This is a genomic window from Bifidobacterium sp. ESL0798 (assembly GCF_029395415.1).
Classification (GTDB): Bacteria; Actinomycetota; Actinomycetes; order Actinomycetales; family Bifidobacteriaceae; genus Bifidobacterium.
The window spans coordinates 1,006,343-1,032,324 of the sequence record NZ_CP113914.1; the positions used below are offsets into that span (position 1 = coordinate 1,006,343).

Here is a 25,982-nt window from a genome sequence, read left to right on the forward strand (position 1 = left end):
CTGATACAAATTATAAAAGAGCAGGCTCACAAATTTTTATTTTTCATTGCATTCCGCGGATGTCTGCTTCAACGGTATAATGAAGAGGTTGTTTCGGCAGGTTTTATATCTGCCGCGCTTTGGCGAGGGGAAGTGATTCCCGTTATCGACTGGGCTGAATGGTTCGGGTCTCTTTGAGGCTGTGATTTCGGCGCGTCGGTGCACCGAAACAACACAGTGAATAATAAAAGCAATCTCAAGGAGATTAGATATGGCAAACACCATTACCATCGAAGGCGAAGTCCGCAACGAGTTCGGCAAGGGCGTGGCCCGTCGTATGCGCGTGGCCAAGCAGATTCCGGCCACCATCTATGCCGGCGGCAATGAACCCGTTTTCGTGAAGCTGCCGATGCGTGAGACCACCTTGGCGCTGCGCCGCACGAACGCGCTGTTCACCATCAACTACGGCAAGGATTCCAAGATGGCCGTCGTCAAGGACGTCCAGCGCAACCCCGTCAAGCGCATCGTCGAGCACATCGACTTCTACGAGGTCAAGGCCGGCGAGAAGATCGAGGTCGAGGTCCCGGTCTTCGCCGTGGGCACCCCGAAGGGCGCGGCTGTCGCGTTCGTCGATATCCAGCAGCTGCGCGTGCGCGCCAGTGTCGATGCGCTGCCCGAGCGTATCGATGTCAACGTCGACGGCCTGCAGGACGGCGAGAAGGTCTTCGCCAAGGATGTGGATCTGCCCGAAGGCGTCGAGTTCGTCAACACCGATCCTGAAGAATCCGTCGTCACCGTCGAAGTACCTGAGGACGCCACCGCCACCACCGCGGTCTCCGCTGAGGACACCACCGCCGAAGGTGCCGCCGGCGCCGCAGCCGAGAGTGATGACGCCGCTTCTGCCGGCGATGCCGCGGCTTCCGATGCCGACAAGAAGTGATTAGCCGGTATTTTTAGCGATATCCGAGGTTTTTGGACTCATTGACGGTTCATGGAACTCTTCGTTTGACCCGCATGGTCTATGGGTAATGGACTGTGCGGGTCATTTGTTTGCCCTATGGTTTTGGCGCACGGAAGCGTCGAATGGATGGGACAGTGTTTTCAAAATGTGAACTATTCCACCATCCCGGTGTACTTCTGTGCAAAGGTAGCACCATAACCAAGCGCCACAAGCGTACGGCAGACCACCATTCCGGCCGCCACGGCGGCTGAAGTAAAGAAGAAGTGCAAATGACTGAGCAATCCCATCATGATCCAGAAGCGTTGTCGAAATTAACCGAACCTTTCAAGGTGCTCGACAACCCACATCCCGCAACCGATGCCGAGCGGGCGAAACTGATTGACAAGCCGGCGTTCGGCCAGCTTTTCAGCGACAACATGGTCCACATGGTCTGGCATAAAAGCAGCGGCTGGGGCGATCGCCAGATTCAGCCATACGGTCCGCTTGCCATGGATCCCGGTGCCTCCGTCCTGCATTATGCACAGGAATGCTTCGAAGGCCTCAAGGCTTATCGCCACACCGACGGCAGCACCTGGCTGTTCCGCCCGGACGCCAACGCCGAACGCTTCGCCAATTCCGCCAAGCGACTCTACCTGCCGGAACTCTCCAAGGACGACTTCCTCGGCTCCGTCGCCGCGCTGGTCAAGCGCGACATCGACTGGGTGCCGACCCGCCGCGAGTACACGCTGTATATGCGTCCCTATATGTTCGCCTCGGAGGCGTTCCTCGGCGTGCGCGCCCCGAAGACTGTCGACTATTGCGTCATCGCCTCGCCTTCAGGCCCGTATTTCCCCGGCGGCGTCAAGCCGGTGAGCATCTGGGTGGAAGACAAGTGGTTCCGCACCGGCCCCGGCGGCACCGGCTTCGCCAAGTGCGGCGGCAACTATGCGGCCTCGCTCTTGGGCGAATACCGCGGTGCCGACCACGGCTGCGAGCAGGTCTGCTTCGTCGATGCGGCCACCAAGACCTACCTTGAGGAACTCGGCGGTATGAATATGTTCACCGTGCACAAGGACGGCCATTTGGAGACCCCGTCGCTGACGGGCAACATCCTGCCCGGCGTCACTCGTCGCTCGCTCATCCAGCTGGCGCAGGACCACGGCCGCGACGTCGTCGAGACGATGATCAAGCTCGACGACCTGTTGGAAGACATCAAGTCCGGCGAGGTCACCGAGGTCTTCGCCTGCGGCACCGCGGCGATCATCACCCCGATTGGCCGCTTCAAGTCAGAGACGTTCGATGTCGAGGTGGGCGGCGGCGAGTCCGGCGAGCTCACCTGCGCGTTGCGCGACGAGCTTCTGGGCATCCAGCTCGGCGAGATAGAAGACCCGCATGATTGGATGTGGAAGGTCTGCTGAGCGGTTCGGCGCCGACCGGCTTTCGGCTTCAAACAGCCTGCACATTACCTTGCAATGTTGGGAATGTGCAGGTCGTTTTTTATCCGCAGAATCATGTTGAAGCGTTGAAGCTGCTGTCCCATCGACCGCTTCGATGGGGTTTCTTGCCGAGCATGCGATGATCAGGCGTTTTGCGTCCTCGTTTTTGGCTGTTGTCTGGTATATTCTTCAACTAGCCGTACCGAATACGAAGGATGTGCGAAATGCAACTGGCGCTGGAAAGTAACGTCTTTTTCTGGGCCATCGAATATATCGCCACCTTCTGCTGCGGCCTTTTGGGCGGGCTGTGCGCCGTTAAGAAAAGATATGATTTCATTGCCATCCTGATGACCGTTTGGCTGACCGGTCTCGGCGGCGGCATCATCCGTGATGTCTTGCTCGGAATTTTCCCTCCCGTCGGCGTCTCGGACAAAGGCTTGGTCATTACTTCGTTGGTTACCGGCGTCGCCGTCGCCGTCATCTATCCCGAAGTCGACAGACTCAAATGGACGATGGTCGCGCTGGACGCGCTGGCGTTGGGACTTTACGCGGTCAACGGGACGCAAAAGGCGCTGATCTATCACACTTCCGGGATGACCGCAGTCTTCATGGGGCTGATTACGGCCATCGGGGGAGGCCTTATTAGAGACATGCTCCTCAACGTCGTGCCCGCAGTCATCCGCGACAGCCATTGGTATGCGGTGCCTGCCCTGATCGGAAGCATCCTGACGGTGTTCGTGACCCGCGCCTATCAGGGCGGGCATATTTCGTTTACCTTCGAAGTCGTTGGGGATATCGTCATCGTCGCGTTCATCGTCGTTCTGCGCGTGCTTTCGGTACGTTTCGATTGGAAGGTGCCGGGGGCGATTAAGCGCAGTCATGCCTACTTGCCATTGTCGGCAAAAGAGAATGGCAAGAAAACCGACAGCAACAAGTGAAATTCGTTTCAGTAATTGCTGACTGATTAACCGATGTTTGGCCGGTTGTTGCCGTTCGCTTGGTTGAATTATTGCTGCCCTTCGTCAACTTCATACTTGAGGATGTCGCCGGGTTGGCATTCCAGCGCCTCGCAGATGCCGGCCAGTGTTGTAAAACGGATGGCTGCCACGCGGTTGTTCTTGATTTTCGAGAGATTGACGTTGGAGATGCCCACCTCATCCGCCAGCTCCTTGAGCGACATATGTCGGTCGACCATCACCTTGTCTAGCTCAAGGACGATGGTGCCTTTGGGCTGGTGAGGTTCGTTGGCCGTCGAAACGGGTGGAGTGACTGCATCAGTTGTCGTGTGCTGTTGTTGGGCGAGTCTTACCCTTTGTTCATATGTCAGTGGTGAAGAGCTCCAATTTTCTGATAGGGAAGTGGTGGTATCATTTCGGCCCGCCTCTTTTGCGGTATTTGTGGATTGGTTTTCATCGTTCGGGGATGACGTGGCATCCCGAGGCGTCGAACGGTCAGAGTGTTGTTTGAAAATCATGATTTGTCTTCCTAAATCAGCTCGTCATGTTCGCGTTGCAGTTGCTCGCCGTACCTGAGGATTCTTGTGATGCATAGCATGAAAATTCCGATAATGAGGTACGCGAAACCATCGGTAGAATCAGTAATACTATCGTAGTAGTGATTGGCCGCACCAATTCCATAGGCATCTGCCATCCCACCTGTAAAGCCGGTTACAAAGCCGATCCAATAATCAACGGAGGCTATCACGATGGCCACAGCGATAAAGCACCAGCCTATCCTATGTACGTTCTTGACAATGGAATTTCGGAAGGGTGTTGGCTCTTCGCCGTTTCCGGGATTATGGATGGTTTTGAACGCGTCACTCAGGTTTTTGGCGGCGTAGGCGATGATGAGTAATACGGCAATGCCTTCAATTGCATACCACACAAGTACTCCCTCATGTTCCGAAGCCTTTTGGAACGTTGTGTCGAGACCAAAGCCGTAGATGTTGGGTAGCTTGGTGTCTTTAAGGAAACCGGGGCAAGGTTGTCCGACACCGAGATAAATCGCGCCAACCAGCAGAACCGCCGATGCGGCGATATTGAACCACTCGAGGATTTTCGCCGCCCACATGATGAAGGCGTCGACCTTATTCGTTTCGTACATGGCATTGCTCCTTTTGAATCGTAAACGACTTGATAGCAAGAGCATATCACTAATCAACAAGAAATTAACGATAATCATTAAATTCATATTGAATTTCGTTATAATGAAACCTTATAGAATAAAGCAACTTAGGCCATGGAATTTATAACCGGATACGAAAAGTCCTGTGGAAAGCAAGCATAACCACTTGTTTGCTTTCCACAGGACTTCACTGATCTAAAGGCGTTTCACCCTAGGCCATCTCACATCTTGTTGATGGCAACCGCGAGATTGGACTTGCGGTTGGCGGCCTGGTTCTTGTGAACCACGCCCGCGCTGGCGGCCTTGTCGAGCTTCTGGCCGGCGATCTGGTAAGCTGCCTCGGCGGCGGCCTTGTCTCCGGACTCGATGGCTTCACGGGTCTTGCGAATCGCAGTCTTCAGGCTGGACTTCACGGACACGTTGCGCTTGTGCGCCTTTTCATTGGTCAGCACGCGCTTCTTCTGCGACTTAATGTTTGCCACAATTTCTCCAAACAACGTTTTCTATAAGGACATACAAGACTCTAGAATAACACTGTATGCCGATATTTCGCGCGGATTTGAAGGAAATAAGGTTACGCGTTTCGCTGTTGCCATGTTTCTTATCCTTCTGTTGCAGGGTGCCGTGGGGTTCGTAGGCAACAATCACGGCATTCCTTTGCCTACCTCGGCCGATAGAATGGGACCTAGTAAGAGGAAAAGCGGAATCGTAGAGATTCCACCGAGAACCGTTTGTATAGGTAAGGAGCGTCATCAGTGACTGAGGCGAAGAACAAACCGGGATTCACTGACCAATCGCTGATCCGTAATTTCTGCATCATCGCGCATATCGACCATGGCAAGTCGACGGTGGCCGACCGTATTCTCCAGCTTTCCGGTATCGTGCCGCAGCGTGAGATGCACGACCGGTTCCTTGACCGCATGGATATCGAGCAGGAGCGCGGCATCACCATCAAATCGCAGGCCGTGCGCGTGCCGTGGACCTTCGACGGGCAGGAATATACGCTGGGCATGATCGACACCCCGGGGCACGTCGACTTCACCTACGAGGTCTCGCGTGCGCTGGCCGCATGCGAAGGCGCGGTGCTGCTGGTCGACGCCACGCAGGGCATCGAGGCGCAGACGCTCTCCAACCTCTATATGGCTATCGAGGATGATCTGACCATCATTCCGGTCCTGAACAAGATTGATCTGCCCAGCGCCGAACCCGACAAGCATGCCGAGGAGATTGCGAACCTCTTAGGTTGCAAACCGAGCGACGTGCTGCGCGTTTCCGGCAAGACCGGTGAGGGCATCAAAGACCTGCTCGACCAGATCGTGCTGGAAATTCCTGCGCCGCACGGCGATCCGAAGGCCCCTGCACGCGCGCTGATTTTCGATTCCGTCTATGACACCTACCGCGGCATCGTCACTTACATCCGTATGGTCGACGGCGAACTCAAAAGCCGCGAAAAAGTGCATATGATGGGCATCGGCATGACGCACGAGCCCATCGAGATCGGCGTGATCAGCCCCGATATGGCTCCGACCAAGGCGCTTGGAGCCGGCGAGGTCGGCTACATCATCACCGGCGCGAAGGACGTCAGTCAGTCCAAGGTCGGCGACACCGTCACCTCGGCGCTGCGTCCGGCCAGCGAGCCGCTGCCCGGCTACCGCGACCCTCATCCCATGGTCTATGCCGGCATCTTCCCGATCGACAATGCCCAGTTCCCCGAGCTGCGCGATGCGCTCGACAAACTCAAGCTGAACGACGCTGCCTTGACCTACGAGCCTGAGACGTCGGTGGCGCTGGGATTCGGCTTCCGTTGCGGTTTCCTAGGCCTTCTGCATATGGAGATCGTGGTCGAAAGGCTCAGCCGCGAATTCGGGCTCGACCTCATTTCCACCGCCCCGAACGTGACCTACAAGGTCACCGCCGAAGACGGGACGCTGCACGAGGTCAAGAACCCGAGCGAATTCCCGGACGGCAAGATCAAGCAGATCGTCGAGCCGATGGTCGCCGCCGACATCATCACGCCAAAGGAGTTCATCGGTTCGGTGATGGACCTGTGCCAGGACCACCGCGGCGAGATGGGCACGATGGAATACTTGAGCCCCGAGCGCGTCGAGATGCACTACCGCATCCCGCTGGCCGAGATCGTCTTCGATTTCTTCGACCAGCTCAAAAGCCGTACCAAAGGCTACGCCTCGCTCGACTACCACGAGGACGGCGAACAGGCCGCGGACCTCGTCAAGGTCGATATCCTCATCCAGGGGGAGAAGGTCGACGCGTTCAGTGCCATTGTCCACCGCGACAAGTCCTACAGCTACGGCGTGATGATGACCAAGAAGCTGCAGAAGCTCATCCCACGCCAGCAGTTCGAGATTCCCATCCAAGCGGCCATCGGCTCGCGCGTCATTGCCCGTGAGACCATCCGTGCGCTGCGCAAGGACGTGCTCGCCAAGTGCTACGGCGGCGACATCACCCGTAAGCGCAAGCTGCTCGAGAAGCAGAAGGCCGGAAAGAAACGCATGAAGATGCTCGGCCATGTCGAGGTGCCGCAGGAGGCGTTCGTGGCCGCCCTATCCACCGGCGAGGCCGGCGCCAACAAGTCCATGGACATCGACACCAAGAATAAGATTCGCGCCGCCGAAAAGGCTGTGAAGTAAAGCATTTGGGAACCTGTCGGATGGTTCGTGCCTTGTCTTGAGTTGATGAAAATCTATGCGGTGCCTAACAGCACTGTAAAGTAGGAAAATTATGGAATTGAGTGAAGCTATTCGGGTGCGGCATGCTGTCAGAAGCTATACGGACAAGCCGATTCCGCAGGATATCGCAAACGAGCTTCAGCGGACCATTGATCGTTGCAACCACGAAGGCAACCTGAGCATGCAGCTGAAGATCAATGATCCTGCAGCATTTGAAGGTTTCCTCACCGATTATGGCATCTACAAAGGTGCGCGCAATCTTGTCGCTATCGTTGCGGACAAAACTCCGGACTGGAAGGAACGCTGCGGCTACTACGGTGCCCACGTTTTGCTGCGGGCTACTCAACTTGGACTTGACACTGGTTGGGTGCGCCAGTTCGGACGCCATCTCTCCAAGCACGTCGCGCTGGAACACGGCGAACGGCCAAGGTTCGCCATCGTCATGGGTTACGGCACCAACCACGGCCACCAGCATCGTTCCAAGCGCTACGATCAGGTTACGCGAGTTCCTGAAGGTATGGAAACTCCAAAGTGGTTCCGTAACGGCGTAGAAGCTGCATTACTGGCCCCTACGTCTCTAAACCAGCAGAAATTCGTCTTCACTCTCGAACCCGACGGCCGAACCGTTGAAGCCAAAGCCGGCTTAGGCCCCTGCACCCACACCGATCTAGGAATAGCCAAATATCATTTCGAAATAGGTGCCGGCCCTGATGCCGGTTTCGTTTGGGCGTAAACTCTGCTTATTTCTCATGTTATTCCAACTGTTTATGGATGAATACAACCCGATTTTGATCGAAAAGTGGTATAAATCCAACCGTACTTTTCGAATGGTTGTACACTTACCCAACCATATTTGCTCTAGAAATGTACATTAATCCAACCGGTTAGTCGGAATTAATTTGCTAAGATTGATGAAAAATCAGTGCTGACCGGCGTTGAGCCAGGCGATGGCCAGCTGGGTACGGTTGGACAGAGACAGCTTGTCTAGGATGTCGGTGATGCGGTTGCGGACGGTGCCCTCGCTCAGGTAGAGCTGGGCGGCGATGTCGTGGTTATCGAGGCCAAGGGCTACGAGACCGGCGATGTCGCGTTCGCGAACGCTCAATGTCGAGAATGCTGAAGCGGGCACATTGGCGAAGCCGCCTGAAGGCACGTTGGATGGAATATTCAACGAGGTAAGAGCACTGGCGTCTCTTTTGGCCTCGCGTGGGGCATTGATATTGCGTTCGGTGTTATGTTCGTTGGCTGTAGAAAGCTTATTCAGCACTTGCGCTCCGAGAACGACCTGACCTGCCATCACGGCCTGAAGCGCCGGGCCGACGGAGGCCGCATCCTGCTTGATGAGGTAGCCTTTGGCGCCTAGCGCGATGGCCTGATCGATGTATTCCTTGTCATCGAAAGTAGTAAGAAAAAGAATGCGGGCGGCCTTGTCTTTGGCGAGTATTCGGCGTGCGGTTTCCAGGCCGTCGACGCCGGGCATTTGGATGTCGATGAGCAACACATCCGGTCGGTTCGCAGGGTCGGAGAAATAGTTCGTCACCGCTGTCTCGCCGTCGTTTGCCGTCCACAGAACCTCGGCCGCATTCGTGGCCTCAAGAATCGTGGTAAGCGACGAACAGACAATGGGATCGTCGTCGACAATTGCCGTTTTCATGCCGTTTCCTCTTCCTTCGTGTTGATATTCGTGTTCGGATTTGTGTCCGCTTTCGTCCATGGAGCTTTTGGCAATGAGACGAATACTCGCCATCCGTCGCGGTATGGGCCGCACAGCGAGGTGCCGCCGAGGGCATGAACACGTTGCTCGATATCCGCCAGGCCCATCCCACGGAGGTCCGGGCTGCTTGGATTCGTAGGTTGATTGAGTGGTTTTGTCGTTGTTTTGTTGAACACTGCAAGTTGCCAGAATGCAGGGTAATCGTGCAACGAGACGCTGGCACTGCTTGAATCCGAGTGACGGATGACGTTCGTCAGTGATTCGCGGATGATAGCGGTGAGGCAACGAACGACCGGGGCCGGAGTATTTTCAATATCGCAATCCAACGTAACGGAAAAATCTGGCCTTGCGCTATCCATGACATGCACGGCGTCTGCAATCTGTGCTTCGAAATCTGTACCATCGTCCTCAAGGTCATGGACCGAACGTCGCACCATGGTCATCGCTTCGTTGAGGCTTGCGTTGATTCCGGCAAGTTGCTTTGTTGCGGTGTCGTCGCCGGTTGCATTGGCCACAGCGCTCGCCGCCTGCGTCTGCATCAGGGCCCGGGTGAGCAGATGGCCGACATTGTCGTGAATCTCGCGCGCGATGCGCGTGCGTTCGCGCAGGGTCGCCACCCGGGTTGATTCCTCCTGTTGCTCGCGCAACGAATCGATTTGTGTCGCGTTGCGGCGACGGGTCGTCCTGATGGCGTCTTTGAGAGAGAGCAAAGCATGGTGCTCGCAATCAGAAACGGAGAAAATATATCCCAGGAGAGCTGTGAGACATGAAAGAAGAACCACTATGGCGGTATCCAATACGGGATGGGTTGCCGGGCGATTGTTGTTGTTCAGCGGGAGAAGCCCGTTACGACAGTAAATCCAATATGAACATACCAGCGGAAGAATCCAGCAACACGAGATCAACTTGTGCCAAATATTTTCGGATTGACCGGTTGCAATGACCATCGATTCGAACGCCACCAATGGCATGAACGCAAGAAATTCAGGAAATAATAACGATGGTATGCAGAACAGCAGCAGAGGGAGCGGCGCGAAATCGGGCGCATTGCCGCCAAAGTTACGTTCGTCGTTGCGGAGCCATTGGCTCAGTGTGGAACAGCATATTGCTGCAAGCAAGGCTGCGATGGCGGTGACGTCGAACGAACCATGCTGTCTTGCCGCCTCAAGCAGGGCGCAGCAAAGCAGCAGTGCAGCTCTGGCCGCGTCTTCAAGATACCGTCTATTCACGATTTGAGAGTATCACCCGGTCTCCGTGCAGAAAACCGGATTATGTATCGAGGCCAATCATGCTTTATTGTTGTCAGCCATATCGTTTCAATGGTTTTCGATGTCATGTATGGTGCGCTGCAAAAACGGCAAAGAAAAAAAGTGGTGACAAATGTAATTAGTGATACGGAAAGAAAATGACGACACTCACCATGACCTGCCCGATTTCCCGCGTCACAATGGAACCATCAACATACACAACGTTCGCAATAGATAGGAAGGTTCATCTATGAACGCGAAACAAGACCCGAGCGGAATCGGCAACGTTCCCGCGGTCAAGATCAGCCATCTGGTCAAACGATACGGCGACCATCTGGTGCTTGACGACTTCGACCTCGACGTACCGCAAGGCAAAATATTCGGCCTGCTCGGCCCGAACGGCAGTGGCAAGACGACGCTGATCAATTGTATTCTTTCGCTCTTGACCTACGATTCGGGCGATATCAGGGTATTCGGCGAACCGATGACACCAAGCGCCTACGCCCTGAAAGCTCGCATCGGTTTGGTGCCGCAGGATGTCGCGGTGCTCGAAGAGCTGACGGTCGAGGAGAACATCGATTATTTCTGTGCGCTTTACGTGCCGAAAAAGGAACAGCGCAAACCGCTTGTGGACGAAGCCATCGCGCTGGTCGGACTTGACGACTTCCGCAAATACAGACCGAAGAAACTTTCTGGCGGATTGAAGCGTCGCTTGAACATAGCCTGCGGCATCGCGCACAAACCCGACCTCATCTTCTTCGACGAGCCGACCGTGGCCGTTGACCCGCAGAGCCGAAACGCCATCCTCGAAGGAATTCAAAGGCTGAACCGTGCTGGAGCGACCGTGGTCTATACCAGCCATTACATGGAAGAGGTCGAGCAGATCTGCGACCAGATACTCATCATGGACCACGGCCGCCATGTCGCGGAAGGCACGGTGCCCGAGCTCAAGGCGATGGTATCTACCGGCGACCGCATACTTATCGAAACGCTCGATCTTGCCGACGCGGCACTTGCCGATTTGAAGGCACTGCCCACCATCGTCGACGTCGACTATGACGGTAAAACGCTGACCGTGCGCTGCAAGTCCGGCGAGCGCAATCTGGTCGATGTCCTCGACCTTCTGGAACGTTCAGGCGCCAATATCGGCCATGTCTCCTCGAATCCGCCGACCCTGAATGACGTGTTCCTTGAGATGACCGGCAAGGCGTTGAGGGACTAGGGGCGCGGTATGTTCACGACGTTCAAGACGTATCTCAAGGCCGGGGTGAGAAATCCCAGCATCGTTTTCTGGGTGCTTGCCTTTCCGTTGATCATGCTGGCGATGTTCCAGCTGATGTTCAGCGATATCAACGATATGATCCATGTCGACCCGCAATCTATGGCGGTGGCCGAGGACTCCAACTGGAACAAGGCGAGCGGGGCCGCACAGGTGGTCAAGGCGCTTGCAGGTGATTCAAGCGACAAGAGCCAGGCCAGGGGAAAGGCGGCCAAGAACGATGACGAGAAGCTCATCAGCATCAAGCAGGTCTCCCGGGTCACGGAGGCGAAACGCATGGTGGCGGACGGCAAGACCAAAGGTTACCTTTACGTGGACGATAACGGAGCGTTGCGTATGGCGCTCGCGGACACGACGGTGAATTCCGGCGATCAGGTCGTTTCGATGAGTGTGACCGCCCTCGATTACGCGTTGCAACAATACAATGAGACAGGGCATGTGGTCAGTGCTGTCGCGGCGAAAAACCATGCCGCTATGGCAGATCCGCAGGTCAGGCCAAGCATTGGATCTTCCGACGGATTCATGAAACAAGTCAGCGTTACAACGATCAAGCCGCATCGTTTTGCACGCTACTATTTCGCGATGCTTGGCATGGCCTGCCTGTTGGGTGCGACCATATCTATTAATCTCATTACGCTTACCCAAGCGAACCTCACGGCTCTAGGGATACGGGCAAGCGTCTCGCCGTTGCCGAAGATTCGGCAGACAGTCGCCACACTATTGGCCTCCTGGGTTATCTCCTTCGCCTGCATGCTCGTTGCTTTCTTTGCGATGCGTTATGTCATCGGTGTCGGTGTCGCAGGCCGGGAATCGGCGGCGGTGCTTGCGGTGGCCGCATCGACACTGATGGCCAGCGCGATGGGGCTTGTCATCGGGGCTTTGCCGAAGCTGACGACACGTGCCAAACTCTCGTTGAATGTCGTCCTTACCTGCTTCCTGTCGATGTTTACCGGGCTGTACGGCACTGGCGCTATGGCATTGGGAGACGCCCTGCAGCGCAAAGCGCCTGTGATTGCGCGGATCAATCCCGCCCGTCAGGTGAGCGATCTGTTCTACGACTTACTGTATTACGACAATTATCATCCGTTCTTTATCGGTCTGGCCGTCATGGCCGTCACCATGGTCGTCTTCATTCTGATTGTCGTGGCGATGTTGAGGAGACAACGTTATGAACATCTGTAAAGCCGCGCTTACCGTAGCAAAACGGCATCGAACCTATATACTCTTCTATCTTGTGGCGCTCAGCCTGGCTATGACGGCCATACTGTTCCAAAGCGTTTCTGACACGCATGGCTCGACGCCCGAATATTCACCATCTGCGTCGCGAGTGGCGGTCATCGACCGGGACGGCGGTGCCGGTGGCATCGCGACCGGGCTGCAGAACTACTTGGGTCAGACCAACACTGTTGTGCATGTCGATGACAACCGCCGTGCGATGCAGGACGCCATGGCCACTGATTCCGCGGACGCCATCTATGTGGTGCCGAAAGGCTATATGCGTGACTTCACGGATGCCGCTTCTGCCGGCCGTGCTCCGAAACAGCTCAGGGTGATTCTCAAAGGGCAGGATACCCAAGATCTCTCGGAAACGAAGGTTTCGACGTTCCTTTCGAACTTGCGTACGGCATATCTTGCCGGAAATGTTGTGCAAGACGGGACTTCTCGGGTTGACGACTCTGCCGTTATGCATAGCGCCGTCCGTGAGGTTGTGAGGGCGGGCCATTCAGTCAAATCAGACTCGCATGTTTCCGTCGTCTCTACCCACCGCACCTCAGGCAATGCTTCGGCAACATTGGTGTTCGGCCGCTCGCTTTCGCTGGGCTCGTACCCGATTGTCACGTCCATGATTGTGGTCATCGCCATGGTGATCGGGGCCTTTTCCGTGGAATCGACCCGTCGTCGCATGGAAGTGTCCCGGACGCGCCCGCGTGCCACCGGCTTCGGCCTGTTGGCGGCCTGCGCGGGTATCGGAGCGTTGGTGACCATCTATTATCTGCTCCTCTCGCTGGCGGTGACAGGCATCATGACCGGCTCGCTTGCAGGATTAGCGTTGCGCCCGGTACTGCTGGCGACGTGTTCAATGGCCATCTACGTGTTCTTCGGCATTTCGATCGGTTTCGTGCTTGGCCGGCTTGCCATCTCCGCAAGCGCCGCCAACGGCATAGCCAATGTGGTGGGCCTTGCCATTGCGTTTACCTCCGGCGCATGGTCGTTCGGTTCCTCGGTGATGACCGGCCCTGTGGCTCTCATCGGCAAATTGCTGTGCGGACGCTGGTACCTTGATGCCATCGACCGGGCCATGGGCTTGGGAACCTATGCAGGAGGCGCATCAAGTCTTGGCGGCTGGGCGACCTCCACCGGCATGGTCGCACTCTTCGCGATTGCACTTGTATGCGTCGGCCTCGCCCTCGGCTCCCCGAAGCGGCTTAAAGAGCGAAGTCGTACCTGAAATAAGACTGGCAAAATGCCGAAAATCCGGCAATGGATCTGATTACATCTCTTCCTGACCCATGTCTGGAAGGGGCTGCCGCTAGGGTAGAGGGCTATGTTCGAAGTGTATATTCATGTGCCGTTTTGCTATCGGCGGTGCGGATACTGCGATTTCAACACGTATACGGCCGTCGATATGGGTGGTGGCGCGTCGCGTGGCAATTACGCGAATCTCGTCATTGATGAAATGCGGCTGGTACGTGCGTGGCAGCAGCGGCACGGCATCGACGAACCTGCGGCGTCGACGGTGTTCTTTGGGGGAGGGACGCCGACGTTGCTGCCGGCGGACGACCTTGGTCGGATGCTGCGTGCGGTGCGTGAAACGTGGGGCATCGAGGACGGCGCGGAAATCACCACCGAAGCCAATCCCGACACCGCCGATGAGCACTATCTGGAAACCTTGGCGGCTGCGGGATTCACCCGTATCTCGTTCGGGATGCAATCGGCTGTCCCCCACGTTTTGAAAACGCTTGACCGCACCCACACGCCGGCCAACGTCACTGCCGGGGTGAAGGCGGCGAACAGGGTCGGCCTGCGTTCCAGCGTCGACCTCATCTATGGCGCTCCCGGAGAGAGCATGAACGACTGGCGAAAGTCCGTCGAAACCGCCATCGAACTTGGTGTGAATCATGTTTCGGCATACGCGTTGACCGTCGAACCTACTACGAAAATGGGCCGGCAGATCAAGGCAGGTACCATCGCCAAACCCGATGATGACGACGAAGCCGCCAAATACGAGATTGCGGACGGGGTTTTCGAACAGGCCGGTCTCAAGTGGTATGAAATCTCGAACTGGGCGCGTCCCGGTTATGAGAGTCGTCACAATCTGGGCTATTGGCGCAACGTCGATTGGGCCGGCATCGGTCCCGGAGCTCACTCGCACTATCGCACCTCGAACGTCGGCGCGTGGCAAGAACATGCGGTTTCCGGCGCTCGCGATATGAGCGAAGACGGATTCAGAAAGACGGACACCACTCAGGTTGAACGTGACGTATCTGGGAATCAAGCTGAACTCGATGCCGAAAATAGTATGCAATCCGATGCTAGCCAGTTCGGTGTGCGGGCTTGGGATATCAAGCATCCGCGCAAATGGGCCGAAGCGTTGCATGCCGGCAATGCGCCATGGGAAGGCAGCGAAGCCATCACGCACGAGGAAAATCTCGAGGAAACGGTGATGCTGGGGTTGCGTTTGCACGAAGGGCTTGATATCTCAAGGATCGAACAGGCGTCCGGACGTACGGTCAATCGAGCAAAACTTCAAGCAATCGAGCAATCAGGTTTGATAGAAATTCACAACAACAACCGTATTGTCCCGACTTTGCGAGGACGTCTGCTCAACGACACCGTGATCGAACAGGTACTTGATATCTGCGGTTGGTAGCGAATAATTAGACGAATGCCTCTTGGACTATTCGTCAGCGCAACAAGCGATGTCCACGATGTGGAAGATTTTGCGTCAAAATGGACGGCGACACATTCCTGACATGACATGACGATATTCTATGAAAGCCGCTTCGACTGAGTATGTACTTGTAAGGCAATTAAGGTCTCGCGGATGGCATCGGTTCCACGGAAGTTAGAGGTGATTGTGGTGACACGTAAGAGCCCACTTGATTTGACGGTTCATCCAGCGGTCGGTATGTATGACCCGGCGGGAGAGCATGACGCCTGCGGTGTCGGCATGGTCACCACCCTCAACAAGGAACCGGAACGCAGAATCGTCGACGACGCGATCGAGGTGCTCGTCAATCTCAACCACCGCGGGGCAGTGGGCGCCGAAGAGAACACCGGTGATGGCGCCGGAATCCTCATGGCGATGCCGGATGAGTTCATGCGTTCCGTTATCGAGGCCGATCTGCCCGAAGCCGGTCATTATGTCGCCGGCATCGCGTTCTTGGACCGCGATTTGGCTGCAGCGAGCGAGCAGAAGCGCCAGATTGCCGATATTGTGGCACAGGAAGGTCTGGAAGTCCTCGCGTGGCGTACGGTTCCCACCAACCCGGACGGGCTTGGCTTGCAGGCGCTTGCTTCCATGCCGGCGTTCGAGATGCTGGTTATGTCGTCGCCGAAATCCGATGAAGAAGATTCATTGGGTGGCCTGGAACTTGACCGCAAGGCGTTCCGCGTCCGCAAACGCGTCGAACACGAAGCCGGCGTTTATTTCGCCTCGCTTTCGGCGCGCACCATCACTTACAAGGGCATGCTCACCACGATGCAGCTCACCAGCTTCTTCCCCGACCTCCTCGCTGCGAAAATGAAGACGACCATCGCCATCGTCCATTCTCGCTTCTCCACCAATACGTTCCCGAGCTGGCCACTGGCCCAGCCGTTCCGCCTTATCGCCCACAACGGCGAGATCAACACCATTCAGGGCAATCGCAACTGGCTTTCGGCGCGCGAGGGCAAATTCAGCAGCGAATTGCTGGGGGAGTTCAAGCCGCTGCTGCCGGTGACCACTCCCGGTTATTCGGATTCCGGCACGTTCGACGAATGCCTCGAGCTGTTGCATCTCGCGGGCCGCAGCCTGCCGCACGCGGTGTTGATGATGCTGCCTCCCGCTTGGGAGAAGGACAAGACGCTCGACCCCGATGTGCGTGCGTTCTATGAGTACAACAACAGCCTCATCGAGCCGTGGGACGGGCCGGCCAACATCGTCTTCACCGATGGAAGGTTGGTCGGCGCGCAGCTTGATCGCAACGGCTTCCGTCCCGGACGCTGGCAGATCACCGACGACGGGTATGTCGTATTGGCCAGTGAAGCCGGAGTGCTGCCCGAAACCGAGCCGGAGCGTATCGTCGCCAAAGGCAGGCTCGAGCCCGGCAGGATGTTCCTCATCGACACGCTCGAAGGGCGCATGATCGAGGACAGCGAGATCAAACACCAGCTGGCAGGCCAACATCCCTATCGAAAGTGGATCGAAGGCAATGCCGTGCGTCTGCGCGATCTGCCGGCGCGTGAGCATGTCCGTCATTCCAACGTTTCCGTGGTTCGCCGCCAGCGTGCCTTCGGCTATACGCAGGAGGACATCAAGATTCTGCTGGCCCCGATGGCCAACACCGGTAAGGAGCCCATCGGCGCGATGGGCAACGACACTCCTCAGCCGGTGCTTTCCAACCACAGCCGCATGCTGTTCGACTATTTCACCCAGAAATTCGCGCAGGTCACCAATCCGCCGCTGGATTGGGAGCGTGAGGAGATCGTCACCTCGCTGGCTTCGGCCATCGGCCCGGAACCGAACCTTCTTGAGGATGTGCAGCTCGCGGCCAAAAAGATCGTGATCGACAATCCGGTCATCGACTCCGATGAGATGGCCCAGCTGAAGCGTCTCGACCGTGCCAAAGTGCTCGGCGGCTACTACAAGCCGTTCGTTATCCACGGCCTTTATCAGGTAGCCGGGGGAGGGCAGGCGCTCGAGGCGAGACTTGAAGAGATTTTCGATGAGATCGACCAGGCCATCGCCGATGGCAAGAATTTCCTCGTGCTCTCTGACCGTGACTCGAACCACACGTGGGGTCCGATTCCCTCGCTGCTGCTGACCAGTGCGGTGCAGCATCATTTGCTGCGCACGCATACCCGCACGCAGGTTTCGATGGCCGTGGAAGCGGGAGACGTGCGCGAGATTCACCACGTCGCCCTGCTGATAGCCTATGGTGCGGCCTGCGTCAACCCCTACCTTGCCTTCGAATCCGTGGAGGACCTCGCTCGCGGCGGGTTCCTGAAGGTCGATGCCAAGACAGGCGTGGAGAACCTGCGTCAGGCGCTTTCCACCGGAGTGCTGAAAATCATGAGCAAGATGGGCGTCTCCACCATCATGAGCTATCGCGGCGCTCAGCTTTTCGAGGCTGTGGGCCTTAACCAGGATGTCATCGACAAGTACTTCACCGGCACCACCTCGCGTGTCGGTGGCATCGGGCTTGACCAGATCGCCGAGGAAGTCGCCACCCGTCACCGCGTCGCCTATCCGAACCAATGGACGGCGACTCCGCACCGCAGGCTACGCGTCGGCGGCCAGTACAAATGGCGTCGCACCGGCGAGGACCATCTCAACGATCCGGAATCGGTCTTCCTGCTGCAGCAGGCCACCCAACGCGGTGATTATGGCCTGTTCAAAAAGTATTCCCAGCATGTCAACGATACGTCGAACCGCATCATGACCTTGCGCGGCCTGATGAAATTCGCCGAGGGACGCAAGCCGATTCCGCTGGATGAAGTGGAACCGGAAAGCGAGATTGTCAAGCGGTTCTCGACCGGTGCGATGAGCTATGGGTCTATCTCGCAAGAGGCCCACGAGACATTGGCCATCGCGATGAACTCCATCGGGGCACGTTCCAATTCCGGTGAGGGCGGCGAATCCGACGACCGCATCGAAGACCCCATGCGTTCCAGCAGAATCAAGCAGATCGCTTCGGCGCGTTTCGGCGTGACCAGCGACTATCTCGTGCATGCCACGGACCTGCAGATCAAGCTCGCGCAGGGAGCCAAGCCTGGCGAGGGAGGTCATCTGCCCGGAGCGAAGGTACCGCCGTGGATCGCCAAGGTGCGCCATGCCACCCCCGGTGTCGAGCTCATCAGCCCGCCGCCTCACCACGACATCTACTCGATCGAGGATTTGAAGCAGCTGATCTACGATGCGAAGATGGCCAATCCCAAGGCGCGTATCCATGTGAAGCTCGTCTCCGAGTTCGGTGTGGGAACCGTCGCTGCGGGTGTGGCCAAATGCCATGCCGACGTCGTGCTAATTTCCGGCTCTGATGGTGGCACGGGCGCGGCTCCGCTCAACGCGATCAAGCACGCCGGCACTCCTTGGGAGATCGGTTTGGCTGAAACCCAGCAGACCTTGATCTTGAACGGTTTGCGTTCGCGTATCGTCGTGCAGTGTGATGGTGAGTTGAAGACCGGCCGTGACGTCGTCATCGCCGCGCTGCTCGGTGCCGAGGAATTCGGTTTCGCCACCACCGCGCTGATGGCCGAGGGGTGCGTCATGATGCGAGCCTGCAACCTCAACACCTGCCCGCAGGGCATCGCCACCCAGGATCCGGAGCTGCGGGCGCGCTACACCGGCAAGCCCGAATATGTGGTCAACTTCTTCATGTTCATCGCCCGCGAAGTACGTGAGTTGTTGGCGCAGCTCGGCTTCCACTCTCTTGAGGAAGCGGTCGGCCACGTCGAATGCCTTGATCAGAACGAAGCCATCAAACGCTGGAAATCCGATGGCGTGGACCTCTCCAACGTGCTCGCCCAGGCTGGCCCGACACCGGGGACGATTCTGCATCAGACGATCGCGCAGAACCATGAGCTCGACAAGGCGCTCGATAATAAACTCATCGAGCTTGTCAAGCCCGCACTTGACGACCGTGAACCCGTTCGCCTCGACCTGCCGATTCGCAACGTCAATCGCACCGTCGGCACGATGGTCGGCTACGAGATCACCAAACGCTACGGTGCCAAAGGCCTGCCCGACGACACCATCGACATGACGTTGCGTGGTTCCGGAGGCCAGTCCATCGGCGCGTTCATTCCAAGAGGCGAGACGTTGCGCATTTACGGCGAGGTCAACGATTATGCGGCCAAGGGGCTTTCCGGCGGACGCGTCATCGTGCGCCCGGTAGACGGGGCGTTGCATTTCGACCCGCACACCAATGTCATCGCAGGCAACGTCACCGGCTTCGGTGCCACCAGCGGCGAGATGTACGTCGCCGGGCGGGCCGGCGAGCGCTTCGCGGTACGCAACGGCGGCGCGACGTTCGTCGTGGAAGGCGTGGGCGACCACGGTTGCGAATACATGACCGGCGGCACCGTCGTGGTGCTCGGCCCCACCGGACGCAACTTCGGTGCCGGCTTCTCCGGAGGCCATACCTATGTGCTCGATCTGGATATGAACAAGGTCAATCCGGGTGCTCTCAAGTCCGGGTCCCTGCTGTTCGAAACGTTGGATGACGCGCAGGCGCAACATATTCACCAGCTGGTGAAGCGGCACGCCGAAGAGACCGGATCGGCTTTCGCACAAGATCTTCTTGCCGATTGGGAGCACAACAAGACCCGATTCACTCATATCGTGCCCAAGCAATTCGTGGCGATGAGCGCGGCCATGGATGAAGCCCGCGCCGACAACGTCGATTTCAACGCGCCGGGGGCGTGGGAGCACGTCTATGAACATGTGATGGAAGGAGTGGACTGATGAGCGATCCCAGAGGATTCCTGAAGGTGCGTACCCGCCACGAGGCGCAGGATCGTCCGGTCGCCGAGCGCATCCGCGATTGGAAGGACGTGCACGCCCAGTCCGGCTTCCAGCCCTGGACCAAGGAGCAGGCCGCGCGGTGTATGGACTGCGGCACCCCCTTCTGCATGACCGGCTGCCCGCTGGGCAACATCATTCCGGACTTCAACGATTTGGTGCGCCAGGGGCAGTGGGAGGAGGCCTATCAACGGCTTTCCTCAACCAACAACTTCCCCGAGGTCACCGGTTTGATTTGCCCGGCACCGTGCGAACAGGCGTGTGTGCTGGGCATCCACCAGCCGCCGACGATGATCAAGGCCGACGAACAGGCCATCATCGATCAGGCGTGGAAGCTCGATTATGTCAAGCCGATGCCGCCGCAACGTCTGACCGATATGACCATCGCCATCGTCGGTTCCGGCCCTGCCGGCCTCGCCTGCGCCCAGCAGCTGACCCGCGCCGGTCACACCGTCGTCGTCTACGAACGCGACGACGAGATCGGAGGGCTCATGCGCTATGGCATCCCGTCCTTCAAACTCGACAAGCATCTGATCGACCGTCGCATCGAACAAATGGAGGCCGAAGGCACTGTCTTCCGTACAAACATGGAGATCGGCAAGGATCTGAGCTGGGACGAGCTGCGTTCGCGTTACGATGCCGTGGTCGTCGCCATCGGCTCCGGCGTGCCGCGCGACGTGAACGTACCGGGCCGCGAACTTGACGGTATCCATTTCGCCATGGATTTCCTGCCCGATGCCAACCGGCGTGTCGAAGGCAAGAAGCCGGTTAACGACATTGACGCCGCCGGCAAGAGGGTCGTCATCATCGGTGGCGGCGACACCGGTTCGGACTGCCTGGGAACCGCCATTCGCCAAGGTGCCACCAGCATCACCGTCCTGCAGATCAATCCCAAAGAGCCCAGCGTTCGCCCGGACAATCAGCCTTGGCCGACCTACGCGCGTCTCTACCAGCCGACCACCTCGATGGAAGAAGGCGGAACCTACGAATACAACACGGATACCGTCAGCTTCACTGGGGTTGAGGAAGTTGCGGCAACCGAGCGCGTGACGTTGGATGACACCGGTTTGGCAAGCGGTTTTGTAGCTGACGAATCCGGCCATGTCACCGGTGTCAAGGTCATCGACGTCGAACGCACGGCCGATGGCAAACGCCAGCACATTGCCGGAACCGAGCGGGTCATCGACGCGGATCTGGTATTGATATCCACCGGCTTCCTCCATCCAGACACCTCCACGATTCTCGATCAGCTTCCGGTCGACCTTGACCGTCGGGGCAACCTCGCACGCAACAAGCAGTTCGAGACCAGCCAGGACGGCGTGTTCGTGTGTGGCGACGCCGGACGTGGCCAAAGTCTTGTGGTCTGGGCGATAGCCGAAGGCCGCAGCTGTGCGTCGGCGGTCGACCGCTTCCTCAACGGAACCACCGAACTCCCCGCTCCGATCGTCTCCACCCAAAAGCCGATGGCACTTCCTAAGATCTGAAACTCCCAGTAGGCCCAAGAAGTCCCGGCCCAAACAGCTTGGCAGGGTTTGGGCTAAAATCGGACAAAGAAAGAAATTCAAAAGCCGAAAGGAACAGAGATGCCGAATCGCGCCGAACGCCGTGCCCAAGCCAAGCAGAGCCGCAGGGGGGTGCCGCAGCCCAATCAGCCACAGAATCGTGGCCGCGGAGGGCTCATTGACGAGTACTCACTGCAGGAGCGCAGCCGTCGCCTCGAGGAGAACGGCGATGCCGAATGGAAACCAAAGGCCGAGAAGCTTTCGGCGCCGGCGCAAAACCTCGACCCCAACTACAGCGATCCGAAAGTCATGAAGGCGCCGCATTCGCTGCACCAGTGGTTCAGGATCATCAGCTGGACGCTGATCATCCTCGCCGGTGTCGCCTTCGCGGTGCTGATGTGGGTGCCCAGGCATCCGCTGTGGCTGATTGTCACCGTTTCCGTGGTGTTTGTCATCGGCGTGCTGAGCCTTTTCTTCACCGCCGGCAACTATCGGCACAACCCGAACCTTGACTCCAACGGTACGGCCATTTAGGCGATGGTTCATTCTGCAGGCCGCCGTGCAATAGTGACAGGCGAATAAGGTTGATTGACGCGTATGAAAATTGATTTGCTGACCCGCGAATATCCTCCGCATATCTATGGCGGCGCCGGCGTGCACGTCGAGGAATTGTCGAAAGTGCTCGCCGAACGCGCCGGCGTGACGGTTCGCGCCTTCGACGGCCCCAGAACACCTGATGAGGTTCCTCAAGTACCCGGCGGCAGCTTGCGCGTGGTCGGTTACGACGTTCCCCGAGAGCTGTCGCAGGCCAACATGGCGTTGCAGACATTCGCAGTGGACCTTCAAATGGCCAACGATGTCGATGGTGACATCGTCCACGCCCACACGTGGTATGCCTGCCTGGCCGGTCGGTTGGCGGCTCAGATGCACGAGATCCCGCTTGTCGTCACCGCCCACAGCCTCGAACCGTTTCGCCCGTGGAAGCGTGACCAGCTTGGCGGCGGATACAACCTGAGTTCCTGGGCCGAACGTGACGCCTTCACCCATGCCGACCGTGTCATCGCCGTCTCTCAGGGCATGAAACAGGACATTCGCACGGCCTATCCATCGATTGACCCGGCAAAGGTCTCCGTCGTCCACAACGGCATCACGGTTGCCGACTTCGCCACTCCCGATCCCGACGATCCGGGCTGGAAAGTGTTCGAGCGTTATCGTATCGACCGAAACATGCCCACATTGCTCTTCGTCGGACGGATTACACGGCAGAAGGGCCTGCCCTATTTGCTGCGGGCCATCCACCTGATCGACAAGGATATCCAGGTCGTGCTGTGCGCGGGAGCCCCGGATACCGAGGAACTCGGCGCGCAGGTGCGTTCCTCGTTCGCACAGCTCAAGGCCGAACGCGGCAACGTCGTTTGGATCGAGGAGATGCTGCCGCGTCCCGAGCTCAACGCGCTGGAACACGGCAGCGACGCGTTCGTCTGCCCGAGCATCTACGAGCCTCTCGGCATCGTCAATCTCGAGGCGATGGCATGCGGCCTGCCGGTTGTCGCCAGCGCCACCGGCGGAATTCCGGAAGTCGTGGTCGACGGTGTGACCGGTTATCTGGTGCCGATCGAGCAGCAGCATGACGGCACCGGCACGCCGACGCATCCTGATGATTTCGTACACGACATGGCTGCGGCCATCAATCGTCTCATGTCGGATCCAAAGCGGGCCAAAGCGATGGGCGAGGCCGGTTTCAGGCGTGCCCGTGACGAGTTCAGCTGGGAACGCATCGCCGACGAGACGATGGACGTGTACCGTCAGGTGTTGCGTTGACGGGTTTGTTTTGGTCATTCGGAGTAGAAATGTTAAGTTTGATATTGCAGAGGCCTTAGGCTCTTACCGCGTTTGACACAAATCGACGGACTGACGGAGATGAACAGGAAAGGCACGACATGTTCCAGTATGTGCTGTACACATTGATTGTTGTCATTTTCATTCTGGCAACGGCGCTGTGCCTTTCTGCGGCCTTCGGCAAGAAACGAACGTTGCATACCTTCAAAATCGTCGTCGGTTGTTGCCTTTATTTCTTTGCCGTCATCCTTTTGGTGGCCAGTTTCCTCACCTAAGCGGCTGCGTGGCCTCATCACATTATGGAACCGAGATTTTTTCGCCGATGCTTCGGGGTTAGTCTGTGTTGATAGGCAAAACCGCGCAATAGACGCATGACCACGATGAGGGGATAGGGATGAGTGAGGCCGTTTCGGCGCTGAAACTGAGCAATGTGGAATTTCGTAGGAACCGTCGCGTCATTTTGACCGACGTGAACCTCGACCTCAAATATGGTGAGAAATGGGTGCTTTTCGGTCCCAACGGCATCGGCAAATCCAGCCTCGTGGCCATGATGGCGACCCGCGGGTTCCCGTCCGTGGGAACCGTTGATATTCTGGGCAACCGACTCGGCAAGGTCAATGTCTTTTCCTACCGTAATCGAATCGGGTTGAGCTCCGCCGAATTGTCGCGTTCCTTCCCCAACGAGGAAGATCCGCTCGATGTCGTGTTGACGGCCTTGACCGCGACCACAGGCCGCTGGCGCGAACAGTTCACGCAGGCCGATTACGACAAGGCTCGCGGGTTCATGGCCATGTTCGGCATCGAATACCTCGAGGGCAAACAGATGTTCAAACTTTCGGAAGGCGAGCGCACCCGCGTGCTCATCTGCAGGGCCTTGATGGGCAACCCCGATCTGCTGATTTTGGACGAGCCGACCACCGGGCTCGATCTGGGCGGCCGTGAGCTTGCGTTGCGCGCGTTGAGCGACATCGGCAGGCACGACACCGAGCGTACCGTGCTGCTGGTGACCCACCGGCTCGAGGAGATTCCGCAGGGTTTCGACCACGTCGCCATCATGGGACGCATGGCCGGCAACGAGACCGACGCGCATGCGGACAACGTCGCCGGGGCCGACCCGCAGCCCGGGACCATTATTTACACCGGTGACCTTGAGCACGGTTTCACTGCCGAACGCCTGAGCCATATCTTCGGCCTGCCGCTCAAAGTGACCCATGATCAGGGCCGGTGGTCGGCCTATGCCATCGAAAATAATTAATTTCCGATATTATTTACTATAGAAAAAGTAAAGAGAAGAAAGGGACTGCTATGAAAGTCCTCCTATACAACATCCGTCCCGAGGGGCAGGACTATGTCGACGAATGGATGAAAAGCCATCCTGAGGACGAATTGGTGACGACGCCGGATGACCTTACGCTCGAGACCGTTGATATGGCCAAGGACCGGGACTATGACGCTGTCAGCCTCCAGCAGGTTCCCGATGTCGCTGATGAGGAGATTTATCAGAGGCTGGTCGACTATGGTGTCCACCACATCGCGCTGCGTACCGTCGGCTTCGATATTCTCAATCTCGACTATGTGAGAAAGTATCATATTCTCGTCACCCACACCCCGGCGTATTCGCCGCGCGCCGTTGCCGAGAACACGCTTGCCTCCACCATGTATCTGCTGCGCCATTACGGCCAGATTCTCGGCAACGAGCGCAAGGGCGATTTCATACGCGTTTCCGAGGAAATGAGCGACGAAATCTACCACAAGACCGTCGGTATCATCGGCGTCGGCCGTATCGGTTCCGCCGTGGCTGAGCTCTTCCATGCGTTGGGCGCCACCGTCATCGGCAATGATCTGATCACCAACGCCGCCAATGATGCGTTCCTCGAATACACCGATTTCGACACCGTTGTTCGCGAGGCTGATATTCTCACGCTGCACACCCCTCTTGAGCCGTATATGGTCGGCATGATCGGTGCCGAGCAGTTCAAGATGATGAAAGACACGGCGTTCATCGTCAACCAGGCGCGTGGGCCACTCATCGATACGCAGGCTTTGATTGCGGCACTCAAGAACCGCGAAATTGCTGGCGCCGCCATTGATGTATTTGCCGAGGAGACTGGCCTGTTCATGAAGCGGTTCGATAGCGAGTCGCAGCTGCCGCAGTTCTATCGTGAGCTTTCGGCGATGGACAACGTCATCATCACCCCGCATTCCGCCTTCTACACCAAGACTTCCGTGCGCAACATGGTTATGCACAGTATGACTGACGTCAAGCGTGTCACGGAAGGCAAGGAACCGGTCTATAAGGTGGACTGCTGAGATCTTTGCTCGGCTTTTGCCTGATCGGTTGGCAGACACCGTTGTGCAGTTAGGTTGCAGGCATTAGGTAGATGCTAAAAACGAATAAGGAATCCAAGCGCATTATCGAAGATCGGTGTGCTTGGATTTTTTATTGCGTCGGGTTCCATCGAGGCGACGTGAGAATATAAGGCAGGATGAAGTTGGCGAGCTGTAGCCCG

The 25,982-nt window shown here is 57.4% G+C and carries 21 protein-coding genes; 16 read left to right on the forward strand and 5 right to left on the reverse strand.

The features are described from left to right. Positions 1-250 precede the first annotated feature (250 nt). The 3 genes from OZX74_RS04235 to OZX74_RS04245 all read left to right on the forward strand — a co-directional run bounded on the left by OZX74_RS04235 (position 251) and on the right by OZX74_RS04245 (position 3,293). Positions 251-919 carry a 50S ribosomal protein L25/general stress protein Ctc gene (locus OZX74_RS04235; protein ID WP_277157280.1) on the forward strand — a complete coding sequence of 223 codons (669 nt, stop codon included), beginning with the start codon at positions 251-253 and terminating at the stop codon, positions 917-919. Between the two features lie 290 nt (positions 920-1,209). Continuing rightward, the gene (locus tag OZX74_RS04240) at positions 1,210-2,337 is read left to right on the forward strand and encodes a branched-chain amino acid aminotransferase (protein ID WP_277157281.1); all 1,128 of its coding nucleotides are present in this window, start codon (positions 1,210-1,212) and stop codon (positions 2,335-2,337) included. Between the two features lie 242 nt (positions 2,338-2,579). Then, on the forward strand, positions 2,580-3,293 hold the full coding sequence (locus OZX74_RS04245) for a TRIC cation channel family protein (RefSeq protein ID WP_277157282.1): 714 nt from the start codon (positions 2,580-2,582) through the stop codon (positions 3,291-3,293). A gap of 68 nt (positions 3,294-3,361) precedes the next feature. Here the strand turns inward: OZX74_RS04245 and OZX74_RS04250 are convergent, their stop codons facing one another. From OZX74_RS04250 to rpsT, 3 genes are all read right to left on the reverse strand, one after another. After that, positions 3,362-3,550 carry a helix-turn-helix transcriptional regulator gene (locus tag OZX74_RS04250; RefSeq protein ID WP_277157412.1) on the reverse strand — a complete coding sequence of 63 codons (189 nt, stop codon included), beginning with the start codon at positions 3,548-3,550 and terminating at the stop codon, positions 3,362-3,364. A 290-nt stretch (positions 3,551-3,840) separates the two neighbouring features. Beyond that, entirely contained in the window at positions 3,841-4,458 is a 618-nt protein-coding gene (locus tag OZX74_RS04255; protein ID WP_277157283.1) for a DUF2975 domain-containing protein, read from the reverse strand. Between the two features lie 242 nt (positions 4,459-4,700). Beyond that, positions 4,701-4,961, reverse strand: coding sequence for a 30S ribosomal protein S20 (gene rpsT, locus OZX74_RS04260; protein WP_277157284.1), 261 nt, complete (start codon positions 4,959-4,961; stop codon positions 4,701-4,703). A gap of 273 nt (positions 4,962-5,234) precedes the next feature. Between rpsT and lepA the strand changes: the two genes are divergently transcribed. Beyond that, positions 5,235-7,127, forward strand: a complete 1,893-nt coding sequence (lepA, locus tag OZX74_RS04265) for a translation elongation factor 4 (protein WP_277157285.1) — start codon at positions 5,235-5,237, stop codon at positions 7,125-7,127. Positions 7,128-7,224: 97 nt separating this feature from the next. Beyond that, positions 7,225-7,899 carry a nitroreductase family protein gene (locus OZX74_RS04270; protein WP_277157286.1) on the forward strand — a complete coding sequence of 225 codons (675 nt, stop codon included), beginning with the start codon at positions 7,225-7,227 and terminating at the stop codon, positions 7,897-7,899. Between the two features lie 186 nt (positions 7,900-8,085). Here the strand turns inward: OZX74_RS04270 and OZX74_RS04275 are convergent, their stop codons facing one another. Both OZX74_RS04275 and OZX74_RS04280 read right to left on the reverse strand, forming a co-directional pair. Further along, entirely contained in the window at positions 8,086-8,820 is a 735-nt protein-coding gene (locus OZX74_RS04275) for a response regulator transcription factor (RefSeq protein ID WP_277157287.1), read from the reverse strand. Continuing rightward, positions 8,817-9,590, reverse strand: coding sequence for a histidine kinase (locus OZX74_RS04280; protein ID WP_277157288.1), 774 nt, complete (start codon positions 9,588-9,590; stop codon positions 8,817-8,819). Before OZX74_RS04280 ends, OZX74_RS04275 begins: the two co-directional genes overlap by 4 nt. A gap of 229 nt (positions 9,591-9,819) precedes the next feature. Between OZX74_RS04280 and OZX74_RS04285 the strand changes: the two genes are divergently transcribed. From OZX74_RS04285 to OZX74_RS04335, 11 genes are all read left to right on the forward strand, one after another. Next, a complete protein-coding gene (locus OZX74_RS04285; protein WP_277157289.1) occupies positions 9,820-10,116 on the forward strand; it encodes a hypothetical protein in 297 nt (98 codons plus the stop codon). Positions 10,117-10,377: 261 nt separating this feature from the next. Next, positions 10,378-11,349 (forward strand): ABC transporter ATP-binding protein, encoded by a 972-nt coding sequence (locus OZX74_RS04290; RefSeq protein ID WP_277157290.1) that lies wholly within the window; start codon positions 10,378-10,380, stop codon positions 11,347-11,349. 9 nt (positions 11,350-11,358) lie between these two features. Next, the gene (locus OZX74_RS04295) at positions 11,359-12,588 is read left to right on the forward strand and encodes an ABC transporter permease (RefSeq protein WP_277157291.1); all 1,230 of its coding nucleotides are present in this window, start codon (positions 11,359-11,361) and stop codon (positions 12,586-12,588) included. Further along, positions 12,575-13,855: an ABC transporter permease gene (locus OZX74_RS04300; protein WP_277157292.1), complete on the forward strand. Its 1,281-nt coding sequence runs from the start codon at positions 12,575-12,577 to the stop codon at positions 13,853-13,855. Before OZX74_RS04295 ends, OZX74_RS04300 begins: the two co-directional genes overlap by 14 nt. A gap of 96 nt (positions 13,856-13,951) precedes the next feature. Then, positions 13,952-15,277, forward strand: coding sequence for a radical SAM family heme chaperone HemW (gene hemW / locus OZX74_RS04305; protein ID WP_277157293.1), 1,326 nt, complete (start codon positions 13,952-13,954; stop codon positions 15,275-15,277). A 210-nt stretch (positions 15,278-15,487) separates the two neighbouring features. Continuing rightward, positions 15,488-20,074 (forward strand): glutamate synthase large subunit, encoded by a 4,587-nt coding sequence (gene gltB, locus OZX74_RS04310; protein ID WP_277157294.1) that lies wholly within the window; start codon positions 15,488-15,490, stop codon positions 20,072-20,074. Further along, positions 20,074-21,615, forward strand: a complete 1,542-nt coding sequence (locus OZX74_RS04315; RefSeq protein WP_277157295.1) for a glutamate synthase subunit beta — start codon at positions 20,074-20,076, stop codon at positions 21,613-21,615. The genes gltB and OZX74_RS04315 overlap by 1 nt, the downstream gene beginning before the upstream one ends. A 99-nt stretch (positions 21,616-21,714) precedes the next feature. Next, positions 21,715-22,167: a tripartite tricarboxylate transporter TctB family protein gene (locus OZX74_RS04320; protein ID WP_277157296.1), complete on the forward strand. Its 453-nt coding sequence runs from the start codon at positions 21,715-21,717 to the stop codon at positions 22,165-22,167. A 63-nt stretch (positions 22,168-22,230) separates the two neighbouring features. Further along, complete coding sequence (glgA, locus tag OZX74_RS04325) at positions 22,231-23,454, forward strand: glycogen synthase (protein WP_277157297.1); 1,224 nt, start codon at positions 22,231-22,233, stop codon at positions 23,452-23,454. 412 nt (positions 23,455-23,866) lie between these two features. Continuing rightward, on the forward strand, positions 23,867-24,727 hold the full coding sequence (locus OZX74_RS04330) for an ATP-binding cassette domain-containing protein (RefSeq protein ID WP_277157298.1): 861 nt from the start codon (positions 23,867-23,869) through the stop codon (positions 24,725-24,727). Between the two features lie 50 nt (positions 24,728-24,777). After that, a complete protein-coding gene (locus tag OZX74_RS04335; RefSeq protein ID WP_277157299.1) occupies positions 24,778-25,782 on the forward strand; it encodes an NAD(P)-dependent oxidoreductase in 1,005 nt (334 codons plus the stop codon). The last annotated feature ends 200 nt before the right edge of the window (positions 25,783-25,982 follow it).

Excerpts from the sequence above, each read along its gene's own strand:
- hemW (WP_277157293.1), top strand. The coding sequence starts at position 13,952 with ATGTTCGAAGTGTATATTCATGTGCCGTTTTGCTATCGGCGGTGCGGA.
- OZX74_RS04255 (WP_277157283.1), bottom strand. The coding sequence starts at position 4,458 with ATGTACGAAACGAATAAGGTCGACGCCTTCATCATGTGGGCGGCGAAA.
- OZX74_RS04320 (WP_277157296.1), top strand. The coding sequence starts at position 21,715 with ATGCCGAATCGCGCCGAACGCCGTGCCCAAGCCAAGCAGAGCCGCAGG.
- OZX74_RS04240 (WP_277157281.1), top strand. The coding sequence starts at position 1,210 with ATGACTGAGCAATCCCATCATGATCCAGAAGCGTTGTCGAAATTAACC.
- OZX74_RS04250 (WP_277157412.1), bottom strand. The coding sequence starts at position 3,550 with ATGGTCGACCGACATATGTCGCTCAAGGAGCTGGCGGATGAGGTGGGC.
- glgA (WP_277157297.1), top strand. The coding sequence starts at position 22,231 with ATGAAAATTGATTTGCTGACCCGCGAATATCCTCCGCATATCTATGGC.
- OZX74_RS04245 (WP_277157282.1), top strand. The coding sequence starts at position 2,580 with ATGCAACTGGCGCTGGAAAGTAACGTCTTTTTCTGGGCCATCGAATAT.
- OZX74_RS04330 (WP_277157298.1), top strand. The coding sequence starts at position 23,867 with ATGAGTGAGGCCGTTTCGGCGCTGAAACTGAGCAATGTGGAATTTCGT.
- OZX74_RS04275 (WP_277157287.1), bottom strand. The coding sequence starts at position 8,820 with ATGAAAACGGCAATTGTCGACGACGATCCCATTGTCTGTTCGTCGCTT.
- OZX74_RS04290 (WP_277157290.1), top strand. The coding sequence starts at position 10,378 with ATGAACGCGAAACAAGACCCGAGCGGAATCGGCAACGTTCCCGCGGTC.
- OZX74_RS04300 (WP_277157292.1), top strand. The coding sequence starts at position 12,575 with ATGAACATCTGTAAAGCCGCGCTTACCGTAGCAAAACGGCATCGAACC.
- OZX74_RS04315 (WP_277157295.1), top strand. The coding sequence starts at position 20,074 with ATGAGCGATCCCAGAGGATTCCTGAAGGTGCGTACCCGCCACGAGGCG.
- OZX74_RS04295 (WP_277157291.1), top strand. The coding sequence starts at position 11,359 with ATGTTCACGACGTTCAAGACGTATCTCAAGGCCGGGGTGAGAAATCCC.
- OZX74_RS04335 (WP_277157299.1), top strand. The coding sequence starts at position 24,778 with ATGAAAGTCCTCCTATACAACATCCGTCCCGAGGGGCAGGACTATGTC.
- OZX74_RS04235 (WP_277157280.1), top strand. The coding sequence starts at position 251 with ATGGCAAACACCATTACCATCGAAGGCGAAGTCCGCAACGAGTTCGGC.
- OZX74_RS04285 (WP_277157289.1), top strand. The coding sequence starts at position 9,820 with ATGACCATCGATTCGAACGCCACCAATGGCATGAACGCAAGAAATTCA.